Origin of the sequence: Amycolatopsis balhimycina FH 1894 (genome assembly GCF_000384295.1) — a bacterium.
Taxonomy (GTDB): Bacteria; Actinomycetota; Actinomycetes; order Mycobacteriales; family Pseudonocardiaceae; genus Amycolatopsis; species Amycolatopsis balhimycina.
In genome coordinates this window covers 2,714,649-2,735,699 of the sequence record NZ_KB913037.1, presented here as the reverse complement: position 1 = coordinate 2,735,699, position 21,051 = coordinate 2,714,649, and the positions used below count along the sequence as shown (strand labels likewise).

The following is a 21,051-nucleotide window of genomic DNA, read 5'->3' as shown; positions in this document are numbered from 1 at the left end:
TGGTGGCCGCTACGGTAGGCGGCGTGCTGGCCGAGATGCGCATCCAGGGCCTCGGAGTCATCGAGGACGCCCTGCTGGAACTGCACGCGGGCTTCACCGTCGTGACCGGTGAGACGGGTGCGGGAAAGACCATGGTCGTCACCGGGCTGCACCTGCTGTCCGGGGGCCGCGCCGAGGTGTCCAAGGTCCGGACGGGAATGCTCAAGGCGTTCGTGGAGGGACGGTTCACCTACTCCGGCGTCGAAGGCGCGGAGCGGATCGTCACCGATTCGGGCGCGGACGTGGACGAGGACGGCAGCGTGATCGCGCTGCGCGCGATCGCCGTCGACGGGCGGTCCCGGGCCCACCTGGGTGGCCGGTCCGTGCCCGTCGGGGTGCTGGCGGAGCTGTCCGAGCAGCTGATCGCGGTGCACGGGCAGAACGACCAGCTGCGGCTGCTGCGCCCGGCCGAGCAGCGCGCGGTGATCGACCGGTTCGCCGGCCATGTCATTGCGAAGCCCCTCAGGGCGTACCAGGAGATCCGGTCCGAGTGGCTGGCGGTGATCGCCGAGCTGACCGAGCGGTCGACCCGCTCGCGGGAGATGGCGCAGCAGGCCGACCTGCTCAAGCACGGCCTCACCGAGATCGACGCCGTCGCGCCGGAACCGGGTGAGGACGTCGAGCTCACCGAGCAGATCAAGCGGCTCGCGGCGGTCGACGAGCTGCGCGCGGCCGCCACCGAGGCGCATGTCGCGGTGTCGGGGTCGCCGGACGGCGACCAGGACGTCCCGGGCGCGGCCATGCTGGTCTCCGAAGCGCTGCGGCGGCTGTCGACGTCCGAAGACGCCGTGCTGCGCGAGCTGGCGCCCCGCCTGGAGGAGGCGTCGGTGCTGCTCGCCGACGTCGGCGCCGAGCTGGGCAACTACGTCGAGACGCTGGACGCCGACCCGGCGCTGCTGGAGAAGGTCCTGGCCCGCCAGGCCGACCTCAAGCGGCTGACCCGCAAGTACGCGGCGGACGTCGACGGCGTGCTCGCCTGGGCCGACGACGCCCGGCGCCGGCTGGAAACCATGGACACGTCGGAGGAGGCGCTCGCCGAGCTCGCCATCCGGCGCGACCAGCTCGCGGTGCAGCTCGCGGCGCACGCCGCCGACGTGTCGGCCGCTCGGGACAAGGCGGCGGCCGAGCTGGCCGCCGAAATCACCCGCGAGCTGTCCGGGCTGGCGATGGGCCAGGCCGCGATCGAGGTGACGGTCGAGCAGCGCCCGGCCGAGCACGGTGACACGCACGCCCTGACCATCGACGGCCGCGCGGTGCACGCGGGCGCGGAGGGCGTCGACGACGTCGAGCTGCTGCTGCGCGCCCACGACGGCGCGCCGCCGCTGCCGGTCCACAAGGCCGCCTCGGGCGGTGAGCTGTCGCGGGTGATGCTGGCCATCGAGGTGGTCCTCGCGCACGCGGACACGGTCCAGACGCTGGTGTTCGACGAGGTCGACGCCGGTGTCGGCGGCCGCGCGGCGGTCGAGATCGGACGGCGGCTGGCCCGGCTGGCCCGCACCCACCAGGTCCTCGTTGTCACGCACCTGCCGCAGGTCGCGGCGTTCGCCGACCAGCACCTGGTGGTGGACAAGGGCCACAGCGGCGGGGTCACGCGAAGCGGCGTGAAGAACCTGAGCCAGACCGACCGGGTCTCCGAGCTGGCTCGGATGCTCGCCGGTATGGACAACGAGACGGGCCGGGCGCACGCGGAGGAGCTGCTCGCCACGGCGGAGAAGGACAAGGCCGAGTTCGAGCCGAAGCGGAAGCGCGCCAAGAAGAAGTAGGCGCAGGCGGAAATAGTCTTCGCAGGCGAACGGTTGCCGTGACAGCTGCCCGCGAAGAAAGGACGCCGATGCGCGCCGTCGTACTCCGCGAACCCGGACCCGTCGAGAACCTCGAGCTCACCGAGCTGCCGCCGCCGGCGGTGAAACCCGGCTGGGTCCGGATCGCGGTCAAGGCGTTCGGCCTCAACCGCTCCGAGCTGCACACCCGGCTCGGGCTGGCCGAAGGCGTCACGTTCCCGCGGGTGCCCGGCATCGAGGCCGTCGGCGTCGTCGACGAGGACCCCGGCGGGGAGTTCGCTGTCGGGCAGCAGGTCGCCACCATGATGGGCGGCATGGGCCGCACGTTCGACGGCGGCTACGCCGAATACACGCTGGTCCCGCGCGGCCAGGTCATCCCGTTCCGCAGCGACCTGCCGTGGGAGGTGCTCGGCCAGGTTCCGGAGACGCTGCAGACCGCGTACGGCTCGCTCACCACCGGCCTCGACCTGCGGAAGGGCCAGACGCTGCTGATCCGCGGCGGCACGTCCGCCCTCGGCTTCGCCACCGCGGCCCTGGCCCGCGACCTCGGCGCCACCGTCTTCGCCACCACACGGCAGCGGGACCGCCTGGACACCCTGGCCGGGCACGGTGCCGACCATCCCCTCCTCGACGACGGCGACATCGCCGCGCAGGTCCGGAAGATCGTCCCGGACGGCGTCGACGCCGCCCTCGAACTCGTCGGGACGCCGACCCTGCCGGACACCCTGAAGGCCACCCGCGTGCACGGCACCGTCTGCTTCTCGGGGATGTTGTCCAACCAGTGGACGATCTCGAACTTCTATCCGATCGGCTACCTTCCCGCCGGGGTGCGGTTGACCGCTTATGGTGGTGAGGCGGACGACCTGCCCGCCTCCGTCCTCCAGCACCACCTCGACCGGATCGCCGACGGCACCGCAAGCCTCGGCCCGGCCGAGGTGTACGCGATGGACGAGATCCGGCAGGCGCACGACGACCTGGAGCACAACCGGACGGCGGGCAAGCTCGTCGTGCTGACCGGCCGAGCGGAGGGAGCCGCCCCGTGATCCTGCCGCCGCCCGCCGACGTCGAAGCGCGGCTCGCCGCCGCCCGGCGGGACGGTGACCTCGACCGCTACCTCGGCGTCCTCGCCGGGGAAGAGCTGTTCGTGCCGATCCGGCGGGTGGACGCCCGGAGCATCCTCGACGAGCGGGCGGAGACCTTCCCCAACGTCTACTTCGAGACCGGCGGCGACGAGTTCCTGCAGGTCTTCACCCGCGGTGCGCTGCCGGACCTCGGTCCGGACGTCGTGGCCATGAGCGGTGCGCTGGACTGGGCGGTCGACGGCGTCGGGCGGCACGAGCGGGTCGTGTTCAACCGCGGCACCCGGGCCGAGTGGCGGCTGCCGGGGGCGACGCTGCAGCCGTGGCTCGACGCGCACCTCGACGACGTCACGCCGCTGGACGAGCAGGTCGAGCGGCTGATCACCGCGCCCTACGGGCACCTCGAAGGGCCGATCGCGCACGCGCTCGCCTGCGGCGCGCACCTGGCGGTGCTCAACGCGGCGCCGTGGAACGTCCTCGACGCCCGCTACCACGACTACGTCGCCGAGGTGCGGAGCCTGCGGGACTGGTGGGGCGTCCCCGACCCGCCGGGCTGGCGCACGACCATGGCCGGCCTGATCGGTGACGGCTACGCGCTGACGCCCGGCAATCTGGTGCTGATGCTGCGGCTGCGGTTCGCCGCCGAGTACGGCCTGCCGGGCGGCGAGTTCGACCCGGTGACGTGGGCGGAGCTGGCGGACCGGTGGTGCGAGGAGAACGACGCCGCGGACCAGGCGGCCGAGCTGCGGCACACCGTCCGCCGGTTGTCCCGCTACGAACAGCGGTTCCGCGCCGACGGCCTGGTCGACGGCGACGGGTTCGTCACGACGACGTTGTCCTGGGACGTCGGCCGCGCGGTCGCCATCGCCCGCGGGGGACTGGCGGCGGGCTACTGCGACGCGCTGACCGCCGAGCTGATGGTCCTCGAAGCCGGTGCCCTCGCGCGCCGCTACCACCAGTCATGGGCCGACCTGTCGGCCGGGTACGTCATGGGCCGGCTGCTGCACGGCGACGAAGACGAGTTCGGCGAGTGGTACGAGGCGGCCGTGCGCGTCCACCACCAGCTCCTTCAGGACCCGGCGAGCCCCTGGCTGAACCTCGGTTTCGGGTCGCTGTCGGAGGAGTCCGACGCCTGAGCCGCGACGGGGCTCACCACAACGAGTCACAACGGCTCCGGCGTGGCGTGCGTCGTCCCACGAGCAAATTTGTCACCATCGGCCACATGAAGCTCACGGGCCTGCTCACGCGGAACCAAGAACCCCTCCCGGGGATCACCGGGGTCGCCCGGGTGGACCGCCGCACCCGGGAGCTGCTGCGCCGGATCAGTCCCGGCGACATCGTCGTGCTCGACCAGCTGGACCTCGACCGCGCGACGGCCGACGCCCTGGTCGAAGCCGAGGTCGCGGGCGTGGTCAACGCGTCGCCGTCGATCTCCGGCCGGTTCCCCAACATGGGGCCCGAGATCCTCGTCGCGGCCGGCATCCCGCTCGTCGATTCCGTCGGCGGCGAGCTGCTGCGCTCGATCAAGGACGGGACGAAGCTGCGGCTGCTCGAGGGCGTCGTGTACGTCGGCGAGCGGCAGGTCGCCTCCGGTATCGAGCAGACGACCGAGAGCGTCGCCGACCAGATGATCGAGGCGAAGGCCGGGATGTCGACGCAGCTGGAGGCGTTCTCGGCGAACACCATCGAGTTCCTGCGCCGCGAGCGCACCCTGATCCTGGACGGCGTCGGCGTGCCGGAGCTGAAGGTGGCGCTGCGCGACCGGCACGTGCTGGTCGTCGCGGGCGGCAACGGCCACGCCGAGGACCTGAAGAAGCTCAAGAAGTACGTCGCCGAGCACCGCCCGGTGCTGATCGGCGTCGACGCGGGCGCCGACACCCTGCGCGTGCAGGGGTACAAGCCGGACGTCGTCGTCGGCGACCCGACCGGCATCGGCACCGCCACGCTGCGCGGCGGCGGCGAGGTCGTGGTGCCCGCCCAGCCGGACGGGCACGCCCCGGGTGTCGAGCGGATCCAGGACCTCGGCATCGGCGCGGTGACGTTCCCGGCCTCGGGCAACGCCGAGGACCTGGCGCTGCTGCTGGCCGACGCGCACGGCGCGAGCCTGGTCGTCACGGTCGGGTTCCAGGCGACGCTGCGCGAGTTCCTCGACCACGGCCGGTCGGGTTCGAACCCGTCGACGTTCCTGACCCGGCTGAAGCTCGGCACGAAGCTCGTCGACGGGAAAGCGGTGGCGACGCTGCACCGCAACCGGGTTTCGATCGGCGCGGTCGTCCTGCTCGTGCTCGCCGCGGTCGTAGTGGTCGCCGCGGCCCTCCTGGTGTCCGACGTGGGCTCGGTCTACCTGGACTGGCTCCGGCACACCTGGGATTCGTTCGCCGGCTGGGTCAAGGGGCTCTTCACGTGATTTCGCTGCGCTACCACGTGGTTTCGATCGCCGCCTGCTTCCTGGCGCTGGCCGTCGGCGTCGTGCTCGGCTCGACGGCGCTGAACGGCTCGCTGCTGTCCGGGCTGGCGGGGGAGAAGACGGACCTGGGCAACCAGGTCGCCGACCTGCAGGCGCAGCGCAACGCGCTCAACGCCCGGCTGGCCGACGCTGACGCGTTCGCCGGCTCGATGGGCCCGAAGGTGGTGGCCGGCGCGCTGGACAAGCGGTCGGTGGTGCTCGTGACCACCGGCGACGCGCGTCCGGCCGACCGCGACGCGCTCAAGCGGCTGATCGGCCAGGCCGGTGCTTCGGTGACCGGCGAGGTCCAGCTGACCTCGGCGTTCGCCGATCCGGGCAAGGCCGACCAGCTCCGTGACGTCGTGACGCGGCTGCAGCCGGCCGGCTCGAAGTTCCCCACCGCGGGTGACTCCGGCACGCTCGCCGGCGCGCTGCTCGGTTCGGTGCTGCTGCTGGACAAGACCACGGCGAAGCCGCAGTCCTCGGGCGAGGAACTGGCGGCCGCGCTCGGCGGGCTCACCGACGGCGGGTTCGTCAAGGCCGGCCAGGACGTCAAGCCGGCCCAGCTGGCGATCGTGCTCACCGGCGCCCAGGCGACCGGCGACAGTGCGGGCGACCGCGCCGCGACGATCGCCCGGTTCGCGACGCAGCTCGACCGTTCCGGCGCCGGCACGGTGCTGGCGGGTGACGCCGGTTCGGCCGAAGGTGCCGGTGCGCTCGGCGTCGTCCGCGCGGACACCTCGGCGACGTCGATTCTGTCCACTGTGGACAACGTCGACTCGTCGGCGGGGCGGGTGAGCACGGTGCTGGCACTGAAGGAACAGCTCGACGGCGGCGCGGGCCGCTACGGCATCGCGGGCAACGCGCAGGCGCCCGCGCCGGGCGTCACCGCGCCGGCCGGGAACTGATCCCGGCCGGCGCCGGGTTCAGCTGACCGGCTCGAACAGGTGGGAGGCGTTCTGCCGGCTGAGAGCTCCCAGATCTCCTGCGCCGCCGGGGTTGTAGGTGAAGTTGGCGCCACCGTACCTGCTGTTGTAGTAGACCTTCACCACGTAGCGCCGGGTGTTGTTCTTCGCCGATCGGGCGTTGTTCTTCACGCAGAGCCCCTGACCGGCGCCAGGTCCTTTGAACTCGTAGCAGTCCGGCTGGGTGTCGCCGTAGTTCGGGATCGATCCGCTGAAGTCCGACACCGAGCCGGTCAGGCCGGGGCCGTAGTACAAGCAGAATTCGTCCGTTTCGCAGATGCCGTTGCGAGCCACTGCCGCACCCGCCGCGGGCGCGGCGGTGGCGAGCAAGGCGACGGCCCCGCCGGTGGCGAGCAATACCCGGACAAGACGCTTCCCCGCGGTTCCCAAAATGACCTCCCGAATCGGCTGTGGTGCAGTGGGTGCCTTGGTGTAACACCGCCGCCGGCGTCCCGGTTGAGAGCCGACGGCGATGATCACCCGATCGGCCGAGTCACTTCAGGGGCGGGTCCAGCGGGAAGCACGAGACGCGCACGGACCACGTGTCGCCACCGGCCGGCAGCGGCATCTGCTTGAGCGCCGCCGCCGCGTCGGTGTCGTGGGCTTCCTCGGCCGCCGCGTGGAAGATGTCCGCCGCGATCGACTGGTCGAACACCCCGATCTGCTGGTGCGGCCAGGCTTCCGCGCCGTGCAGCGCGCCGGGGATCAGCTGGTCGACGACCTTCCGCAGCGTCACGCCGTTCGCCGCGCGGTACTTCCAGACGTCTACGCCGAGGTGCTTGCCCACCTCCGCCATGCGGCCCCACGCCGTGAGGTTGAAGTTGACGTAGTGCCAGGACATCGTCCGCGACAGCTCCAGCGGCTGGATGCCGTCGGCGGCGAACTGCACCGGGAACCGCTTCTGCTCGGCGTCGAGCACGATCTTCCGTGCCGCGTCCCGCTGGCCGAGGTACGCCGAGATCGTCGCGTTCTGCATGTCGAGGAACGTGCCGTGGTTGTTGGTGGCGGCCAGTTCCAGCTTGGCCTGCGGGCTGGTCTGCATCCAGCCCAGGTACTGCGTCAGCCACGCCTTGATGCCGGAATGATCCTTGCCGGTCCAGCCGGGCGCGCCGCCGTCGAGCAGCGCGAACGCGTCCATCAGCTGGCTGAACGACTGCGTGGAGTCGATGATCCCGGTGCCGCTGACGGTGGTGCGGCAGGGCACGAGCTGCGAGTACGTCATGTTCGGGTTCATCCGGGTGGCCGGATCGAGGAACCACGTGCGGATGTCCAGCGCCGCACGCTTCGCGTACTTCGCGTCGCCGGTGTAGTACCAGGCCAGCGAGAGGTAGTACATCGCGTCCCAGGCCCACATCCGGTAGGTGTGGTCGGTGATCGCGTCGGCTTCCGGGTTGCGCTGGCCGTCCTTGCTGACGTACGGGCAGCCCTGCGGGTTTTCCGGCGTCTTGGGCTGGCTGGCCCACCAGTACGGCGCCTGGCTCATGTAGTCGTGCTTGTCGCCGCTCGGCGGCGCGGACGGCTTGTCCAGCACCGACCACGGCCCGGCCGTGAGCGCGGTGTTCGCCTTGTCCAGCACGGCTTTCAACGCGTCACGCTGCGCCCTCGTCGCGTGGCCGCCGCGGACGGCCTGCCGGATGCTCGCGAGTTTGACGCCGTCGGTGACGATGGTATGCGGGGCTCCGCCCCGGCCGGGGGCCCCGCCACCCGGACCCCCGAAAGAATCCGTGGTGTGGGGTGGGGACGCGGCCACCGCCGTCCCGCTCACCGGGACCAGGATCATGCTTGCCGCCAACGCAAGCGCGCCCAGAATGCTTCGCACCTCGACCGCCCTTCGGGGACGTCAAAATCCCCACTCGTCACCGGGCGGCGGTACGGCTGCAGGGATTCTGACCGGACGAAGCGGCGAGTGTCAATCAGGCCAGGTGCGCCGCTTGTCCAACGGCTTCGCGTATGACCCCGCGCGGCTCGTCTTCAAGCCCAGCGCGACGAGCGATTCGGCGAGCCGGACGGCGGCGGCCACGCCGTCGATGACGGGAATGTCCAGCATCGTCGAGATCTTCCGGTCGAGGCCGGTCATCCCGGCGCAGCCGAGCACGAGCACCTCCGCGCCGGCGTCACGCGCTCGACGTCCCGCGGTGAGCAGCGCCGACTCCGTCCGGCGTGCGTCGGTCAGCTCCAGCACCCCGAGCCCGGCACCGGTGACTGTGACGCAGTTCCGCGCGACCCCGGCGGCGTGCAGGCTGTCCTCGATCAGCCCGCACGTCCGGTCCAAAGTGGTCACCACGCCGTAGCGGCGGCCGAGCAGGCAGGCCAGGTGCGCGGCCGCTTCGGTGATGTCGACGACCGGGACGTCCAGCAGCTCGCGCGCGCCCTCGCGGCCGTGCTCGCCGAACCCGGCGAGCACGACAGCGTCGAACGGTTCTGCCAGGCCCCGCAACAGATCCAGCACCGCCGCCGCGGACAGGAAGCTGTCCAGCCAGCCCTCGGCCGACTCCGGCCCCCAGCGCGGCGTCCGGGCGAGGATCTCCGTGCCGGGGCTCGCGGCCGCGCGGGCCCCGGCTTCGATCTCCTTCGTCATCACCTCGGTGGTGTTGCAGTTGGTGACGACGATCCTCATCGGTGTTTCCTCGACACCACGTAGTACAGCGCCGCGGACGACGCCGTGCCGATGAACCACGAGTACGGCGCGGCGGGCGCGAAGTACGGCACCAGCGCGATGACGGCGGACAACGCCGCGGTCGGGAAGAACGTCACCAGCGCCCGCGGGTTCACCCGCGGGTAGATCCCGCCGTCGACGAACAGCTGCGCGACGTCGACCTTGCCGCGCCGGATCAGGTAGTAGTCGACGATCATGATCCCGAACAGCGGGCCGAGGAACGCGCCGAGCCCGCCGAGGAAGTAGTTGACCACCGCGGGCGAGGAGTACAGCTTCCACGGCAGCACGCACAGCGCGGCGACGGCACTGATCATCCCGCCGATGGTGAAGCTGATCCGCTTCGGCCAGATGTTGGCCAGGTCGTAGGCGGGGGAGACGAAGTTGGCGACGATGTTGACGCCCATGGTCGCGATCGCGAACGTGAGCGCGCCGATGACGAGCACCGGTGTGTTGTGCACCTTGGAGAGCAGTTCGGCCGGGTCGGTGATCGCCTCGCCGAACACCTGCATGCTGCCCGCGGTGACGATCACCGACAGCAGCGCGAACGCCGTCGAGTTGATCGGCAGGCCCCAGAAGTTGCCGCGCCGCACGGTCTTCTGGTCGGGGGCGAACCGTGAGAAGTCGCAGAAGTTGAGCATGAGCGTGCCGTAGGTGGCCAGGATCAGCCCGGTCGCGCCGAACCACTGCCGGATCTGCTCGCCGGTGGACAGCTGTTTCGGGCTGCTGGTGAAGGAGATGTTCCAGTGCCCGGCGGCGAGGACCCAGACGGCGAGGGCGATCATCACGACCCAGATCGCCGGCCCGCACCAGTCCTGGAACTTGCGCACCGACTCCATGCCGCGGGTCAGGATCAGCGCCTGGACCGCCCACAGTGCGACGAAACAGATCCAGCCGAGGGCGTGCAGGCCGAGGAAACCGTGCTCGGTCAGCGGTTTCAGGCCCGGGTCGATGGTGAGCACGAGCAGCGTGATGGCCACGCTGGCGAGGTAGGTCTGGATGCCGTACCAGAAGATCGCGATGACCGCCCGGATCAGCGCGGGCAGGTTGGCGCCGAACGTGCCGAAGCTGATCCGCGCCACGACCGGGAACGGCACGCCGGTGCGCTGGCCGATCCGGCCCATCAGGTTCATCCCGGCGTAGATGATCACGAAGCCGAACAGCAGCGCCGTGAACACCTGCCAGGCCGACAGGCCGAGCACGAAGAGCCCCGCCGCGAAGGTGTAGTTGCCGAGGTTGTGCACGTCGGACATCCACAGCGCGAAGATGTCGTAGACCTTCCACCGGCGATCCTTCGCCGGCGCGAGGTCTTCGTTCCACAGCCGGGGATCCGGCGGCGTGGTCGTCTCTTGGGAAGGTTCGGTGAGCGGGGCGGCAGTCATGTGGGGCCCTCCGATCTACGGATCTTTCGGGGGTTCCGGGTGGCGGAGCCCCGGCCGGGGCGAAGCCCCGTTTGACGCAGTGCGGCGACGGCGATTTGGGATACCAAACTTTGGAATCCCAAATATCACCCCGGGGTTCACCCGAGTCAACCCTCCGGCCGTAAACTCGTGTTACGGCCGGTTACGGCGGTGTTGAAGGAGGGGGAGCGGTGAACGAGCGGCAACCCCTCGCGGCCACCCGGCAGCGGGTCCGCGAGGAGCTGCGCGAACGGATCCTGACCGGCCGGCTCCGCCCGGGTGACCGGCTGGTCGAGCGCGAGCTGGCCGAAGACCTCGGCGTCTCCCGGGTGCCGGTCCGCGAGGCCATCCGCAGCCTGGAGGCCGAAGGCTTCCTCGTCGTCCAGTCGCCGCGGCGGGTCGTCGTCCGGCAGCTGGCGCGGGTCGACGTCGAGGAGCTGTTCGACGTCCGGGAGGCCCTCGAAGGACTCGCCGCGGGGCTCGCCGCCGGACGCGCGGGCGCGGCGGAGCTGAAACGGCTCGAGCGGGTGCTCGCCGACGCGGGCCGCGCGACCGCCCGCGGTGACGCGGCCCGGATCACCGTGCTCAACTCGCGCTTCCACGACGAGATCGTCGCGATCGCGGGCAACGCGCTGCTCACCACGATGCTGCAGCCCCTCGAGGGCAGGCTGCGCTGGCTCACGAGCCAGAACGAGCACTGGGCGGACCTGCTCGACGAGCACCGGCGGCTGTACGACGCGATCGCGTCCGGGAACGCCGAGCGCGCGAAGGCTTACGCGGCGGAACACGTCCGGGTGAACCGCGAGGTGACGCTGCGGTCCCTCTTCGGCGACGACGAGCCGGGCGAGCGACCGGCGGGCTGACCGCGCGCTACGCACAGTAGAAGCGGGGCGAAGTCCGCTTTGGCGGGAATTGCTGTCGCGTGTACGCGCTCGGCGGTGTCACCGGCGTCACGGGCGCGAACACTGTGTATTCGCCCACGTCCTCGCTCTGCGACGTGAGCGGCGGGAGCAACGGCTCGTGCGGCGGCAGCTACCTCTGCACCGCCGTGACCGGCTACGACGGCCTCACCGCCCTCGGCACCCCGGACGGGGCAGCCGCCTTCTGAGCGCTTTCGCCGTGAGGGCCGCCACGTGGATGCCGTCGCGCCCGTGTGGTGGCCCTTCACGCTGAGCACTAACATGATCACGGTAATCGTGCATCCCCAGCGGCAGTGGCATATCCGACACACCCCAGGAGCCCGGCCAACAGGCGCTTCCCAGTGGCTTCATGGGAAATTCACAGAATGGGTGGCAAGTCTGACAACGTGAACCACGCCGACGACGGTGCCGGATCGGCGGCACGATGACGACTGCCCAGGCCACCCTCGAGACCCCCGCCCGCGTCACGAGACCGGGTGGGAAAGCGCCCTACCTGCACCAGATCGACCTGTTCCGGTTGGTCACTTTCGCCTGCGTCATCCTCATCCACGTGGTGGGGGCGACGAACTACGCGTCGGACGCCGGTGCCAACGCCGTCGAGACACCGCTGCACTTCACGCGTGAGGCGTTCTTCGCGCTGACCGGGTTCGTGCTGGTGTTCCAGAACCGCGGCCGCGAGGTGGCCGCCGGTGACTTCTGGCGCCGCCGGCTGCCGCTGGTCGCGACGCCCTACCTGGCGTGGTCGATGTTCTTCTGGGCGTACGGCCTGGTGACCGGCGAGCAGCAGCCGGGCTCGCTCGAGGCGTCGATGCGCCTGCTGCTGACCGACCTGGTCACCGGCGGCGCCTGGTACCACCTGTACTTCCTGCTCGTGACGATGCAGGTGTACCTGCTGTTCCCGGTGCTGATGAAGCTCCTGCGGGCGACCGAGGGCAAGCACAAGTGGCTGCTGCTCGGCAGCGGGGTGGCGCAGGTCGGCGTGACGCTGTTCATGACCTACCAGCCGTTCGGCGTGAGCTACGAGACGATCACCCACCTGTACGGCACGATCCTGCCGTACCAGTTCTACACGCTGTCCGGCGCCGTGGTGGCCATGCACTTCGAGACCGTGCACGCCTGGGCGGGGCGGCACCGGCTGCTGCTCGGCGGCGCGTTCGTGGCGGTGCTGGCGGGCACCGAGTGGTACTACTTCCGGACCGTCCACAGTGGAACGTTCCCGCAGGTGGCCAGCGACCCGTTCCAGCCGTACCTGATCCCGTGGTTCCTCACCGTGATCGCGGCGATCTACGCGTTCGCCACGAGATGGGCGGCTCGCCGTCGTGAAGGCAGCCGTGGCGCCCGGCTGGTTTCGTGGGCGGCGAACCGCTCGTTCAGCATCTTCCTCGTGCACCCCCTCGCCCTGGCCCTGCTCGGGCCGGCGATCCCGCACGTCGCGGAGCGGTTCGGCGCGCCGTGGCTCAGCGTGATCATCTACCTGGCGACGATCGTCCTGACCGTCCTGATCGTGGAGGTGCTGCGGCGGCTGCCGGGCAGCCGCGCGCTCACCGGGCGGCCCCGGCTGGCCCCCGTGAAGGCGACTGCCTGACTCACCCGCCTGACTCACCCGCGCGGGTGGTGACGGTCATATCCGGAGGTTCGGGGATGTCACAACGAGCGGATCCGCAGCAGTGGGATATGCTGGCGGCCCGTGGGACTTCAGTCACGGGCAACCAAGTACGTCTTTGTCACCGGAGGCGTTGCCTCCTCTCTGGGTAAGGGACTCACGGCTTCCAGCCTGGGTCAGCTCCTTACCGCACGCGGGCTTCGCGTCACGATGCAGAAGCTCGATCCGTATCTCAACGTCGACCCCGGGACGATGAACCCGTTCCAGCACGGTGAGGTGTTCGTCACCGACGATGGTGCCGAGACCGATCTCGACATCGGGCACTACGAGCGCTTCCTCGACCGCGACCTCGACGGCAAGGCCAACGTCACGACCGGCCAGGTCTACTCCGAGGTGATCGCCAAGGAGCGCCGCGGTGAGTACCTCGGCGACACCGTGCAGGTCATTCCGCACATCACCGACGAGATCAAGGCGCGGATCACCGCCGCGGCCGAGCCCGACGAGAACGGCCAGTCGCCGGACGTCGTCATCACCGAGGTCGGTGGCACGGTCGGCGACATCGAGTCGCTGCCGTTCCTGGAGGCGTGCCGCCAGGTCCGCCACGACGTCGGCCGCGACCAGTGCTTCTTCCTGCACGTCTCGCTGGTGCCGTACCTGGCGCCGTCGGGCGAGCTCAAGACGAAGCCGACCCAGCACTCGGTCGCCGCTTTGCGCAACATCGGCATCCAGCCCGACGCGCTGGTCTGCCGGGCCGACCGGGAGATCCCCGAGGACCTCAAGCGCAAGATCGGCCTGATGTGCGACGTCGACAACGAGGCCGTCATCGCCTGTCCGGACGCGCGGTCGATCTACGACATCCCGAAGGTGCTGCACCGCGAGGCGCTCGACGCCTACGTCGTCCGACGCCTCGGCCTGCCGTTCCGCGACGTCGACTGGACGGTGTGGGGCGACCTGCTCGACCGCGTGCACAACCCGAACGAGGTCGTGCGCATCGCGGTGGTCGGCAAGTACATCGACCTGCCGGACGCGTACCTGTCGGTCACCGAGGCCCTGCGTGCGGGCGGGTTCGCCCACCGCGCCAAGGTCGAGATCGTCTGGGTCGCCTCCGACGACGCGCAGACCGCGTCCGGGGCGGCGTCGGTCTTGTCCGATGTGGACGGTGTGCTGATCCCGGGCGGGTTCGGCATCCGCGGCATCGAGGGCAAGGTCGGCGCGATCGAGTACGCCCGCACCCGCGGTGTCCCGCTGCTCGGCCTGTGCCTCGGCCTGCAGTGCATGGTCATCGAGGCGGCCCGGCACCTGGCCGGCATCGAGGACGCCGGATCGTCGGAGTTCGACGAGAACACCGAGCACCCGGTGATCTCGACCATGGCCGACCAGCGTGACGTCGTCGCGGGGGAGCGGGACATGGGCGGCACCATGCGGCTCGGGGCCTACCCGGCGAAGCTCAAGGCGGGTTCGCAGGTCGCCAAGGCCTACGGCACCACCGAGGTGTCCGAGCGGCACCGGCACCGCTACGAGGTGAACAACGCCTACCGCAAGCAGCTCTCGGACGCGGGCCTGGTCTTCTCCGGCACCTCGCCGGACGACCGCCTGGTCGAGTTCGTCGAGCTGCCCGCCGGCCAGCACCCGTTCTTCGTCGGCACCCAGGCACACCCCGAGCTGAAGAGCCGCCCGACCCGGCCGCACCCGCTGTTCAGCGCGTTCGTCAAGGCCGTCGTCGACCGCAAGGTCGCCGAGCGGCTGCCGGTCGAGCTGCCCGAGACCCCGGTGGCGGCCCGGTGACCGCGCCGGGCGAGCACGAGTTCAGCGTCGCGGCCAGCCGCGACGTCCACATCGGACGGGTCGTCGGCCTGCGGATCGACGAGGTCGTGATGCCGGGCGGGAACACCGCGACCCGCGAGGTGATCGAGCACCTGGGCGCGGTGGCGATCGTCGCGCTGGACGAGTCGCAGCAGGTCACGCTCATCCACCAGTACCGGCACCCGATCGGGCACCGGCTCTGGGAGCTGCCCGCCGGCCTGATCGACCACCTCGGTGAGGACCCGGTCGGCACGGCTCGCCGGGAACTCGTCGAGGAGGTCGGGCTGGCCGCTTCGGACTGGGTGACCCTGGTCGACGTCGCGGCGTCACCGGGCTTCACCGACGAGGTGGTGCGCGTCTTCCTGGCCCGCGGACTGTCCGATGTGGACCGTGAGGTGCTCGGGGACGAGGAGGCTGACCTCGTCATCCGCAAGTTCCCGCTCGCCGAGGCGGTCCGGATGGCCCTGGCGGGCGAGCTGCTGAACGGCGCCACGGTGTCCGGAGTGCTGGCCACGCACGCGGTGCTCACCGGGGTGGCCGGGCCGCGTCCGGCCGACGCCCCGTGGGAGGACCGCCCGACGGCGTTCGCCAAGCGCAAGCAAGGCTGATCCGCGTTCCGACGTCATGAACGACTCTTTCCTGTCATCCGACGACAGGAAAGAGTCGTTCACGGCGTTTCCGGCGGTCAGGGGCGCAGCGGGCGGCCTTGGGCGTCCTCGCCGCCGTTGGCCAGGAGCATGATGCCGTCGATCATCGGCCAGATCGCGCCGAAGCCGAAGGTGATCATGCAGACGAACAGCTGCAGCAGGCCGAGCCCGACCTGGCCGGTGTAGAACCGGCCGACGCCGAACGGCAGCACGATCTGCAGCACCCCGGCCACCGTCTTGGACCGGTACGAGTAGGGGACCGGCATCGGCGGCGCGTACGGCATCGGGGCCGGCGGCGGTGCATACGGATCCAGCACCGCCGGCGCGTACATCGGGAGCTGCGTGGTGGGCTGGACGTAGAGCGGCGGAATTCCGAAGTACCCCGGGTGCGGCTGCGGCAGGTCGCGGAACAGCGGCCGGAGGTCGCCGAGGGTCGTCGCCGCGTAGGCGTCCGTCACCCGCGTCTCGTACTCGTCCGGGGTGATGCGGCCCATGCCGAAGTGATCGGCGAGCAGTCTCGCCGCTTCCTCCCGCTCGGCCGTGCCGATGCGGAGCTCGTCGGACTCCATGAATCCAAGGTAACCGCGTGAAGCTGAGAACGGGGTTTCTGCCGGGTCACGAGCCCCGGGCGGCCTAAGGTGACCGGCGTGGCCTCCAGCCCGCACAGCACGGCCGACGTGATCGCCGCCTATCTCGACCACCTGGTCGTCGAACGCGGGACCGCACGCAACACCCTGGACAGCTACGCCCGCGACCTGCGCCGGTACCGCGCGCACCTGGACGGCGTGGGCGTCGCGAAGATCGCCGACGTCACCCCCGGGCACGTCACGGCCTTCGGCGCCGCCCTGCGCGAGGGGGACGACGAGCACCGGCCGCTCGCCGCGTCGTCGGCCGCCCGGGCCCTGGTCGCCGTGCGGGGACTGCACAAGTTCGCCCACGCCGAGGGGCTCACCGAGCACAACCCGGCCCGCGAGGTCCGGCCGCCGACGCCGGCGAAGCGGCTACCCAAGGCGTTGCCGGTCGACGACGTGCTGCGGCTGCTGGAGACCCCGCCGCCGGACGGCGAGCGCCCGCTGCGCGACCGGGCGCTGCTGGAGCTGCTCTACTCCACCGGGGCCCGGATCTCCGAGGCGGTCGGCCTGGACGTCGACGACGTCGACGACACCGAGCGCACCGTGCTGCTCGACGGCAAGGGCGGCAAGCAGCGGCTGGTCCCGATCGGCCGTCCGGCGCTCGCCGCGCTGCACGCCTACACCGTCCGCGCCCGGCCGGCGCTCGCCGCGCACGGACGCGGCACCGCGGCGCTGTTCCTCAACGCCCGCGGCAGCCGGCTCTCGCGGCAGAGCGCATGGCAGATCCTCAAGGACACCGCCGAACGGGCGGGGGTCAAAGCCGGGGTGTCGCCGCACACCCTCCGCCACTCCTTCGCCACGCACCTGCTCGAAGGCGGCGCCGACGTCCGCGTCGTCCAGGAACTGCTCGGCCACGCCTCGGTGACGACAACCCAGGTGTACACGCTGGTCACGGTCAACACGCTGCGCGAGGTATACGCGACGGCGCACCCGCGAGCGTTGGGCTAGACGGCCCTGTAAAGGGTCAAGGGCCTTCCCAGCCTGCACCGACGGTCGAGTGACATTGCCCCGTCGGGTCCGGCGCGTTGCTTTGCCGGGGCTCCGACTCCGGACATAGGCTGCGGCGACGCTGACGAACAAGGAGCTTTCGCGCCATGTCGACACCGAACCAGCCGGCCGTAACGGTCGAGTCCGCCGGGTCGGCGGCGGCGAACCTCAGCCAGGTCACCATCGCGACGCCCGCGGTCCACGACGGCGACGAGCCGCAGGAGCGCAACGGCAAGAAGGTCAAGCTCGAGGGCATCGGGCCGACCGGCCGCCCGATCCGCGAGCACCCCGATCCGGCGCCGCTGGACAAGCACGGCCCGGCCAAGATCATGGCGATGTGCAACCAGAAGGGCGGCGTCGGCAAGACGACGTCGACCATCAACCTGGGTGCCGCGCTCGCCGAGTACGGGCGCAAGGTGCTGCTGGTCGACTTCGACCCGCAGGGCGCGCTCGCCGTCGGCCTCGGCATCCAGCCGCACGAGCTCGACCAGACGGTCTACAACGCCATCATGGAGCGCTCGGTCAGCGCCACCGACGTGCTGATGAAGACCCGCGTCGACGGCGTTGACCTGCTGCCGAGCAACATCGACCTGTCCGCGGCGGAGGTCCAGCTCGTCGCCGAGGTAGGGCGCGAACACACGTTGTTACGGGTCCTGCGTCCGGTCATGAACGACTACGACTATGTTCTTGTCGACTGCCAGCCCTCGCTCGGCTTGCTCACGGTGAACGCGCTGACCGCCGCGGACGGCGTGATCATCCCGCTGGAGTGCGAGTTCTTCAGTCTGCGAGGCGTCGCCCTCCTGATCGACACCATCGAGAAGGTTCAGGAACGCCTCAACCCCAAACTGGACATAGTCGGGATTCTCGCCACCATGTACGACCCGAGAACCCTGCATTCGAAGGAGGTCATGGCTCGCGTGGTGGAGGCATTCGGCGAGACCGTGTTCGACACGGTCATCAACCGCACGGTGCGGTTCCCCGAGACGACGGTCGCGGGTGAGCCGATCACGACCTGGGCGCCCAAGTCGGCCGGCGCGGCGGCGTACCGTCAGCTGGCCCGCGAGGTGATCGCTCGGTGAGCAGGCGCGCTTCCCTGCCCGGAGCGTCGGAACTCTTCAGGATTACGACCAGCACCGCCAGCCCCGCTCTCGATCTCCCTCCCCAGGCACCCCCCGAGCCCGTCGAGAAGCCCCAGCCGAAGCCTTCGGGCAACGACCGGGCCGATCAGCTCGCCCGCAGTGCGGCCCCGCACGGCTCGGGCCGGACCAAGCACGACGCGAAGATCACCGTCTACGTCTCCGGCGACGAGCTCGTCGCCATGGAGCAGGCCCGGTTGACGCTGCGCGCGAAGCACGACCTGGTCGTCGACCGTGGCCGGCTGGTCCGCGAGGCCGTCGCGGTGCTGCTGGCCGACTTCGACGCCAACGGCGAGGAATCGGTGCTGGTGCAGCGGCTGCGGGTGGTCGGCTCAGACGGCGGCGAAACCGAGGACTGATGGACGAGCCGGCACCGGCTCCGGAGGAACAGGTACCCGAAGAGCACCAGACGGTGCACGGCGGGATGATCCCCGAAGGCGTCAACACCGAAGAACTGAGCACGTCGAAGTTCAAGGTGCGGCTGGCCAACTTCGAGGGGCCGTTCGACCTGCTGCTGCAGCTGATCTCGCAGCACCAGCTCGACGTCACCGAGGTGGCGCTGCACCGGGTCACCGACGACTTCATCGCGTACACGCGGGCGCTGGGCACCGACTGGAACCTCGACGAGACGACGGAGTTCCTGGTCATCGCGGCCACGCTCTTGGATTTGAAGGCGGCCCGGCTGCTGCCGTCGGCCGAGGTGGAGAGCGAAGACGACCTCGCGCTGCTCGAAGCCCGCGACCTGCTGTTCGCGCGGATCCTCCAGTACCGCGCGTACAAGCAGGTGGCGGCGCTGTTCGGCGAGCTGGAACAGAACGCGCTGCGGCGCTACCCGCGGTCGGTGGCGCTGGAGGAGCGGTTCATCGGGCTGCTGCCCGAGGTGATGCTGGGCGTGACACCGCAGAAGTTCGCCGACATCGCGGTGGCGGTGTTCCGGCCGAAGCCGCCGCCGACGGTGTCGATCGCGCACATCCACATGGGCCGTATCTCGGTGCGCGAGCACGCGGCGATCCTGCGGGTGATGCTGGCCGAACGGGGCCAGGCGACGTTCGGCGAGCTGGTGCACGACTGCGACCACACGGTCGAGATCGTGGCGCGCTTCCTGGCGCTGCTGGAGCTCTACCGCGAGGCGACGGTCCAGTTCGAGCAGAGCGAGGCACTGGCCGAGCTGCACGTCCGCTGGACGGGCGGCTCGAAGGAAGAAGCCTCCGCGGCGGCCGAGCTGGACCGCTCCGCCGGAGACGAAGAGGAGTACGGGTGATCCCCGAGAACAACGAGCCGGTGGAGACGCCGGCGGCCGAGATCGAGACACCGGAACCGCCCGTGGGTGAGGAACCGGGCGAAGCTGCGGCCGAGTTGGCGCTCGACGAGGCTTTGTCCGGCGAGCCGGTGACCGAGGAACCGGAGGAAGCCGCGGCGGAGCTGGCGCTGGACGAGGCGCTGGCCGGCGAGCCGGTGACCGAGGACGGCGAGCCGGTGGAGCCCCTGGGCGCGCCCGAGGTCGAGGCCGAAGCGGCACTTTCACGTGAAAGTGCCGCCCTTGCCGAGCCCGAGCCCGAGCCCGAGCCCGAGCCCGAAGCCGCCGCCGAGCCAGGCGCGGCCGAGCCCGGCCCCGCCGACCCCGAGTCCGACCTGGTCGCCGCCGGGGACGCCGACTTCATGCCGGACCTCACCTCCGACGAGGCTCTCGAGGCCGCGCTCGAAGCGCTTCTCCTCATCGTCGACTCGCCCGCCGGCGAAGAACTTCTCGCCGGCACCCTCGGCCAGCCGAAGTCGCGGATCGTCGTCGCGCTGCGGACCATGGCGCAGAAGTTCACCGACCGGACCTCCGGGATCGACCTGCGGCGCGTCGGCGAAGGGTGGCGGTTCTACACTAGAGACGTCTATGCCCCGTTCGTGGAGAAGCTCCTGCTGGACGGCCAGCGGTCGAAGCTGACCCGGGCCGCGCTGGAGAGCCTCGCCGTGATCGCGTACCGGCAGCCGGTGACCCGGGCCAGGGTCGCCGCGGTGCGCGGCGTGAACGTGGACGGCGTGATCCGGACGCTGCTCGCGCGCGGCCTCATCGAAGAGATGGGGACCGATCCCGAGACGACCGGCACGCTGTACGTGACGACCGAGCTGTTCCTGGAGCGACTGGGGCTGTCGTCACTGAACGACTTGCCTGCCATCGCTCCGTTGCTACCCGAAGTGGACACCATCGATGACATCCAGTGAACACCCCGACGGCATCCGGCTGCAGAAGGTGCTGTCGCAGGCCGGGGTCGCCTCCCGGCGCGCGGCGGAGGACCTGATCGTCGCCGGCCGGGTCGAGGTGGACGGCCAGATCGTCACCGAGCTGGGCCGCCGCGTCGACCCGGACGCCGCGGTCATCCACGTCGACGGCACCCGGGTGAACCTGCGCGACGACCTGATCTACCTCGCCCTGAACAAGCCCAAGGGCGTGCACTCGACGATGTCGGACGACCGCGGCCGCCCGTGCGTCGGCGAGTACCTGCTGGGCCGCTACGAGGAGACCCCCGGTGTCGTGCACGTCGGCCGGCTCGACGAGAACACCGAGGGCCTGCTGCTGCTGACCAACGACGGTGACCTCGGGCACCGGCTGATGCACCCGTCCTACCAGGTGCTCAAGACCTACCTCGCCGAGGTCGACGGCCTCGTGCCGCGCGGGCTCGGCAAGGAGCTGCGCAAGGGCTGGGAGCTGCCGGACGGCATCGTCAAGGTCGACCAGTTCCGGGTCAAGGACATGCACTCCGGCAAGTCGCTGGTGGAGCTGGTCATCCACGAGGGCAAGAAGCACATCGTGCGCCGCCTGCTCAAGGACACCGGGCACCCGGTGCTCAAGCTGGTCCGCACCGCGATCGGCGACGTCCAGCTCGGCAACCAGCGCGTCGGCTCGATCCGCCGGCTGACCAAGGGCGAGGTCGGCTCGCTCTACCGCGCCGTCGAGCTCTGACACGCTT

21 protein-coding genes are annotated in these 21,051 nt (G+C 70.6%); 16 read left to right on the top strand and 5 right to left on the bottom strand.

Annotated features, from left to right (window positions below; all coding sequences use genetic code 11):
• Positions 1–23 precede the first annotated feature (23 nt).
• The 5 genes from recN (at position 24) to A3CE_RS0111565 (ending at position 6,253) form a co-directional block, all read left to right on the top strand.
• Complete coding sequence (gene recN, locus A3CE_RS0111585) at positions 24–1,802, top strand: DNA repair protein RecN (RefSeq protein WP_020640253.1); 1,779 nt, start codon at positions 24–26, stop codon at positions 1,800–1,802.
• Positions 1,803–1,870: 68 nt separating this feature from the next.
• Entirely contained in the window at positions 1,871–2,863 is a 993-nt protein-coding gene (locus A3CE_RS0111580) for a zinc-binding alcohol dehydrogenase family protein (RefSeq protein ID WP_020640252.1), read from the top strand.
• Complete coding sequence (locus A3CE_RS0111575) at positions 2,860–4,035, top strand: DUF1266 domain-containing protein (RefSeq protein ID WP_020640251.1); 1,176 nt, start codon at positions 2,860–2,862, stop codon at positions 4,033–4,035. The genes A3CE_RS0111580 and A3CE_RS0111575 overlap by 4 nt, the downstream gene beginning before the upstream one ends.
• Positions 4,036–4,121: 86 nt before the next feature.
• Entirely contained in the window at positions 4,122–5,306 is a 1,185-nt protein-coding gene (gene steA / locus A3CE_RS0111570; RefSeq protein ID WP_020640250.1) for a putative cytokinetic ring protein SteA, read from the top strand.
• Entirely contained in the window at positions 5,303–6,253 is a 951-nt protein-coding gene (locus A3CE_RS0111565; RefSeq protein WP_020640249.1) for a copper transporter, read from the top strand. The genes steA and A3CE_RS0111565 overlap by 4 nt, the downstream gene beginning before the upstream one ends.
• A gap of 18 nt (positions 6,254–6,271) precedes the next feature.
• On the opposite strand, the gene A3CE_RS0111560 is transcribed toward A3CE_RS0111565, so the two are convergent.
• The 4 genes from A3CE_RS0111560 to A3CE_RS0111545 form a co-directional block, all read right to left on the bottom strand.
• Positions 6,272–6,700: a peptidase inhibitor family I36 protein gene (locus tag A3CE_RS0111560; RefSeq protein ID WP_026468383.1), complete on the bottom strand. Its 429-nt coding sequence runs from the start codon at positions 6,698–6,700 to the stop codon at positions 6,272–6,274.
• Between the two features lie 103 nt (positions 6,701–6,803).
• Complete coding sequence (locus tag A3CE_RS0111555) at positions 6,804–8,129, bottom strand: alginate lyase family protein (protein WP_245589493.1); 1,326 nt, start codon at positions 8,127–8,129, stop codon at positions 6,804–6,806.
• Positions 8,130–8,219: 90 nt separating this feature from the next.
• Positions 8,220–8,927, bottom strand: a complete 708-nt coding sequence (locus tag A3CE_RS0111550; protein ID WP_020640246.1) for an aspartate/glutamate racemase family protein — start codon at positions 8,925–8,927, stop codon at positions 8,220–8,222.
• Positions 8,924–10,345 carry an NCS1 family nucleobase:cation symporter-1 gene (locus A3CE_RS0111545; RefSeq protein WP_020640245.1) on the bottom strand — a complete coding sequence of 474 codons (1,422 nt, stop codon included), beginning with the start codon at positions 10,343–10,345 and terminating at the stop codon, positions 8,924–8,926. The genes A3CE_RS0111550 and A3CE_RS0111545 overlap by 4 nt, the downstream gene beginning before the upstream one ends.
• Before the next feature lie 209 nt (positions 10,346–10,554).
• On the opposite strand from A3CE_RS0111545, the gene A3CE_RS0111540 reads away from it, so the two are divergent.
• The 5 genes from A3CE_RS0111540 to A3CE_RS0111520 all read left to right on the top strand — a co-directional run bounded on the left by A3CE_RS0111540 (position 10,555) and on the right by A3CE_RS0111520 (position 15,297).
• Complete coding sequence (locus tag A3CE_RS0111540; protein WP_020640244.1) at positions 10,555–11,226, top strand: GntR family transcriptional regulator; 672 nt, start codon at positions 10,555–10,557, stop codon at positions 11,224–11,226.
• A 59-nt stretch (positions 11,227–11,285) separates the two neighbouring features.
• On the top strand, positions 11,286–11,471 hold the full coding sequence (locus A3CE_RS50870) for a hypothetical protein (protein WP_020640243.1): 186 nt from the start codon (positions 11,286–11,288) through the stop codon (positions 11,469–11,471).
• A 236-nt stretch (positions 11,472–11,707) separates the two neighbouring features.
• On the top strand, positions 11,708–12,868 hold the full coding sequence (locus tag A3CE_RS0111530; protein WP_020640242.1) for an acyltransferase: 1,161 nt from the start codon (positions 11,708–11,710) through the stop codon (positions 12,866–12,868).
• A gap of 102 nt (positions 12,869–12,970) precedes the next feature.
• The gene (locus tag A3CE_RS0111525) at positions 12,971–14,671 is read left to right on the top strand and encodes a CTP synthase (protein WP_063714203.1); all 1,701 of its coding nucleotides are present in this window, start codon (positions 12,971–12,973) and stop codon (positions 14,669–14,671) included.
• Complete coding sequence (locus A3CE_RS0111520; protein ID WP_020640240.1) at positions 14,668–15,297, top strand: NUDIX domain-containing protein; 630 nt, start codon at positions 14,668–14,670, stop codon at positions 15,295–15,297. Before A3CE_RS0111525 ends, A3CE_RS0111520 begins: the two co-directional genes overlap by 4 nt.
• A gap of 77 nt (positions 15,298–15,374) precedes the next feature.
• On the opposite strand, the gene A3CE_RS0111515 is transcribed toward A3CE_RS0111520, so the two are convergent.
• Positions 15,375–15,905: a DUF1707 domain-containing protein gene (locus tag A3CE_RS0111515; protein ID WP_020640239.1), complete on the bottom strand. Its 531-nt coding sequence runs from the start codon at positions 15,903–15,905 to the stop codon at positions 15,375–15,377.
• A 108-nt stretch (positions 15,906–16,013) separates the two neighbouring features.
• Here A3CE_RS0111515 and xerD point away from each other — a divergent pair, with 108 nt between their 5' ends.
• The 6 genes from xerD (at position 16,014) to A3CE_RS0111485 (ending at position 21,044) form a co-directional block, all read left to right on the top strand.
• Positions 16,014–16,916, top strand: a complete 903-nt coding sequence (gene xerD, locus A3CE_RS0111510) for a site-specific tyrosine recombinase XerD (RefSeq protein WP_043792184.1) — start codon at positions 16,014–16,016, stop codon at positions 16,914–16,916.
• A 146-nt stretch (positions 16,917–17,062) separates the two neighbouring features.
• The gene (locus tag A3CE_RS0111505; protein ID WP_020640237.1) at positions 17,063–18,034 is read left to right on the top strand and encodes a ParA family protein; all 972 of its coding nucleotides are present in this window, start codon (positions 17,063–17,065) and stop codon (positions 18,032–18,034) included.
• The gene (locus A3CE_RS0111500; RefSeq protein ID WP_020640236.1) at positions 18,031–18,450 is read left to right on the top strand and encodes a hypothetical protein; all 420 of its coding nucleotides are present in this window, start codon (positions 18,031–18,033) and stop codon (positions 18,448–18,450) included. The genes A3CE_RS0111505 and A3CE_RS0111500 overlap by 4 nt, the downstream gene beginning before the upstream one ends.
• A complete protein-coding gene (locus A3CE_RS0111495) occupies positions 18,450–19,352 on the top strand; it encodes a segregation and condensation protein A (protein WP_020640235.1) in 903 nt (300 codons plus the stop codon). Before A3CE_RS0111500 ends, A3CE_RS0111495 begins: the two co-directional genes overlap by 1 nt.
• Positions 19,349–20,305, top strand: a complete 957-nt coding sequence (gene scpB, locus A3CE_RS0111490) for an SMC-Scp complex subunit ScpB (RefSeq protein ID WP_020640234.1) — start codon at positions 19,349–19,351, stop codon at positions 20,303–20,305. Before A3CE_RS0111495 ends, scpB begins: the two co-directional genes overlap by 4 nt.
• Positions 20,292–21,044, top strand: coding sequence for a pseudouridine synthase (locus tag A3CE_RS0111485; protein ID WP_020640233.1), 753 nt, complete (start codon positions 20,292–20,294; stop codon positions 21,042–21,044). The genes scpB and A3CE_RS0111485 overlap by 14 nt, the downstream gene beginning before the upstream one ends.
• Positions 21,045–21,051: the final 7 nt, after the last annotated feature.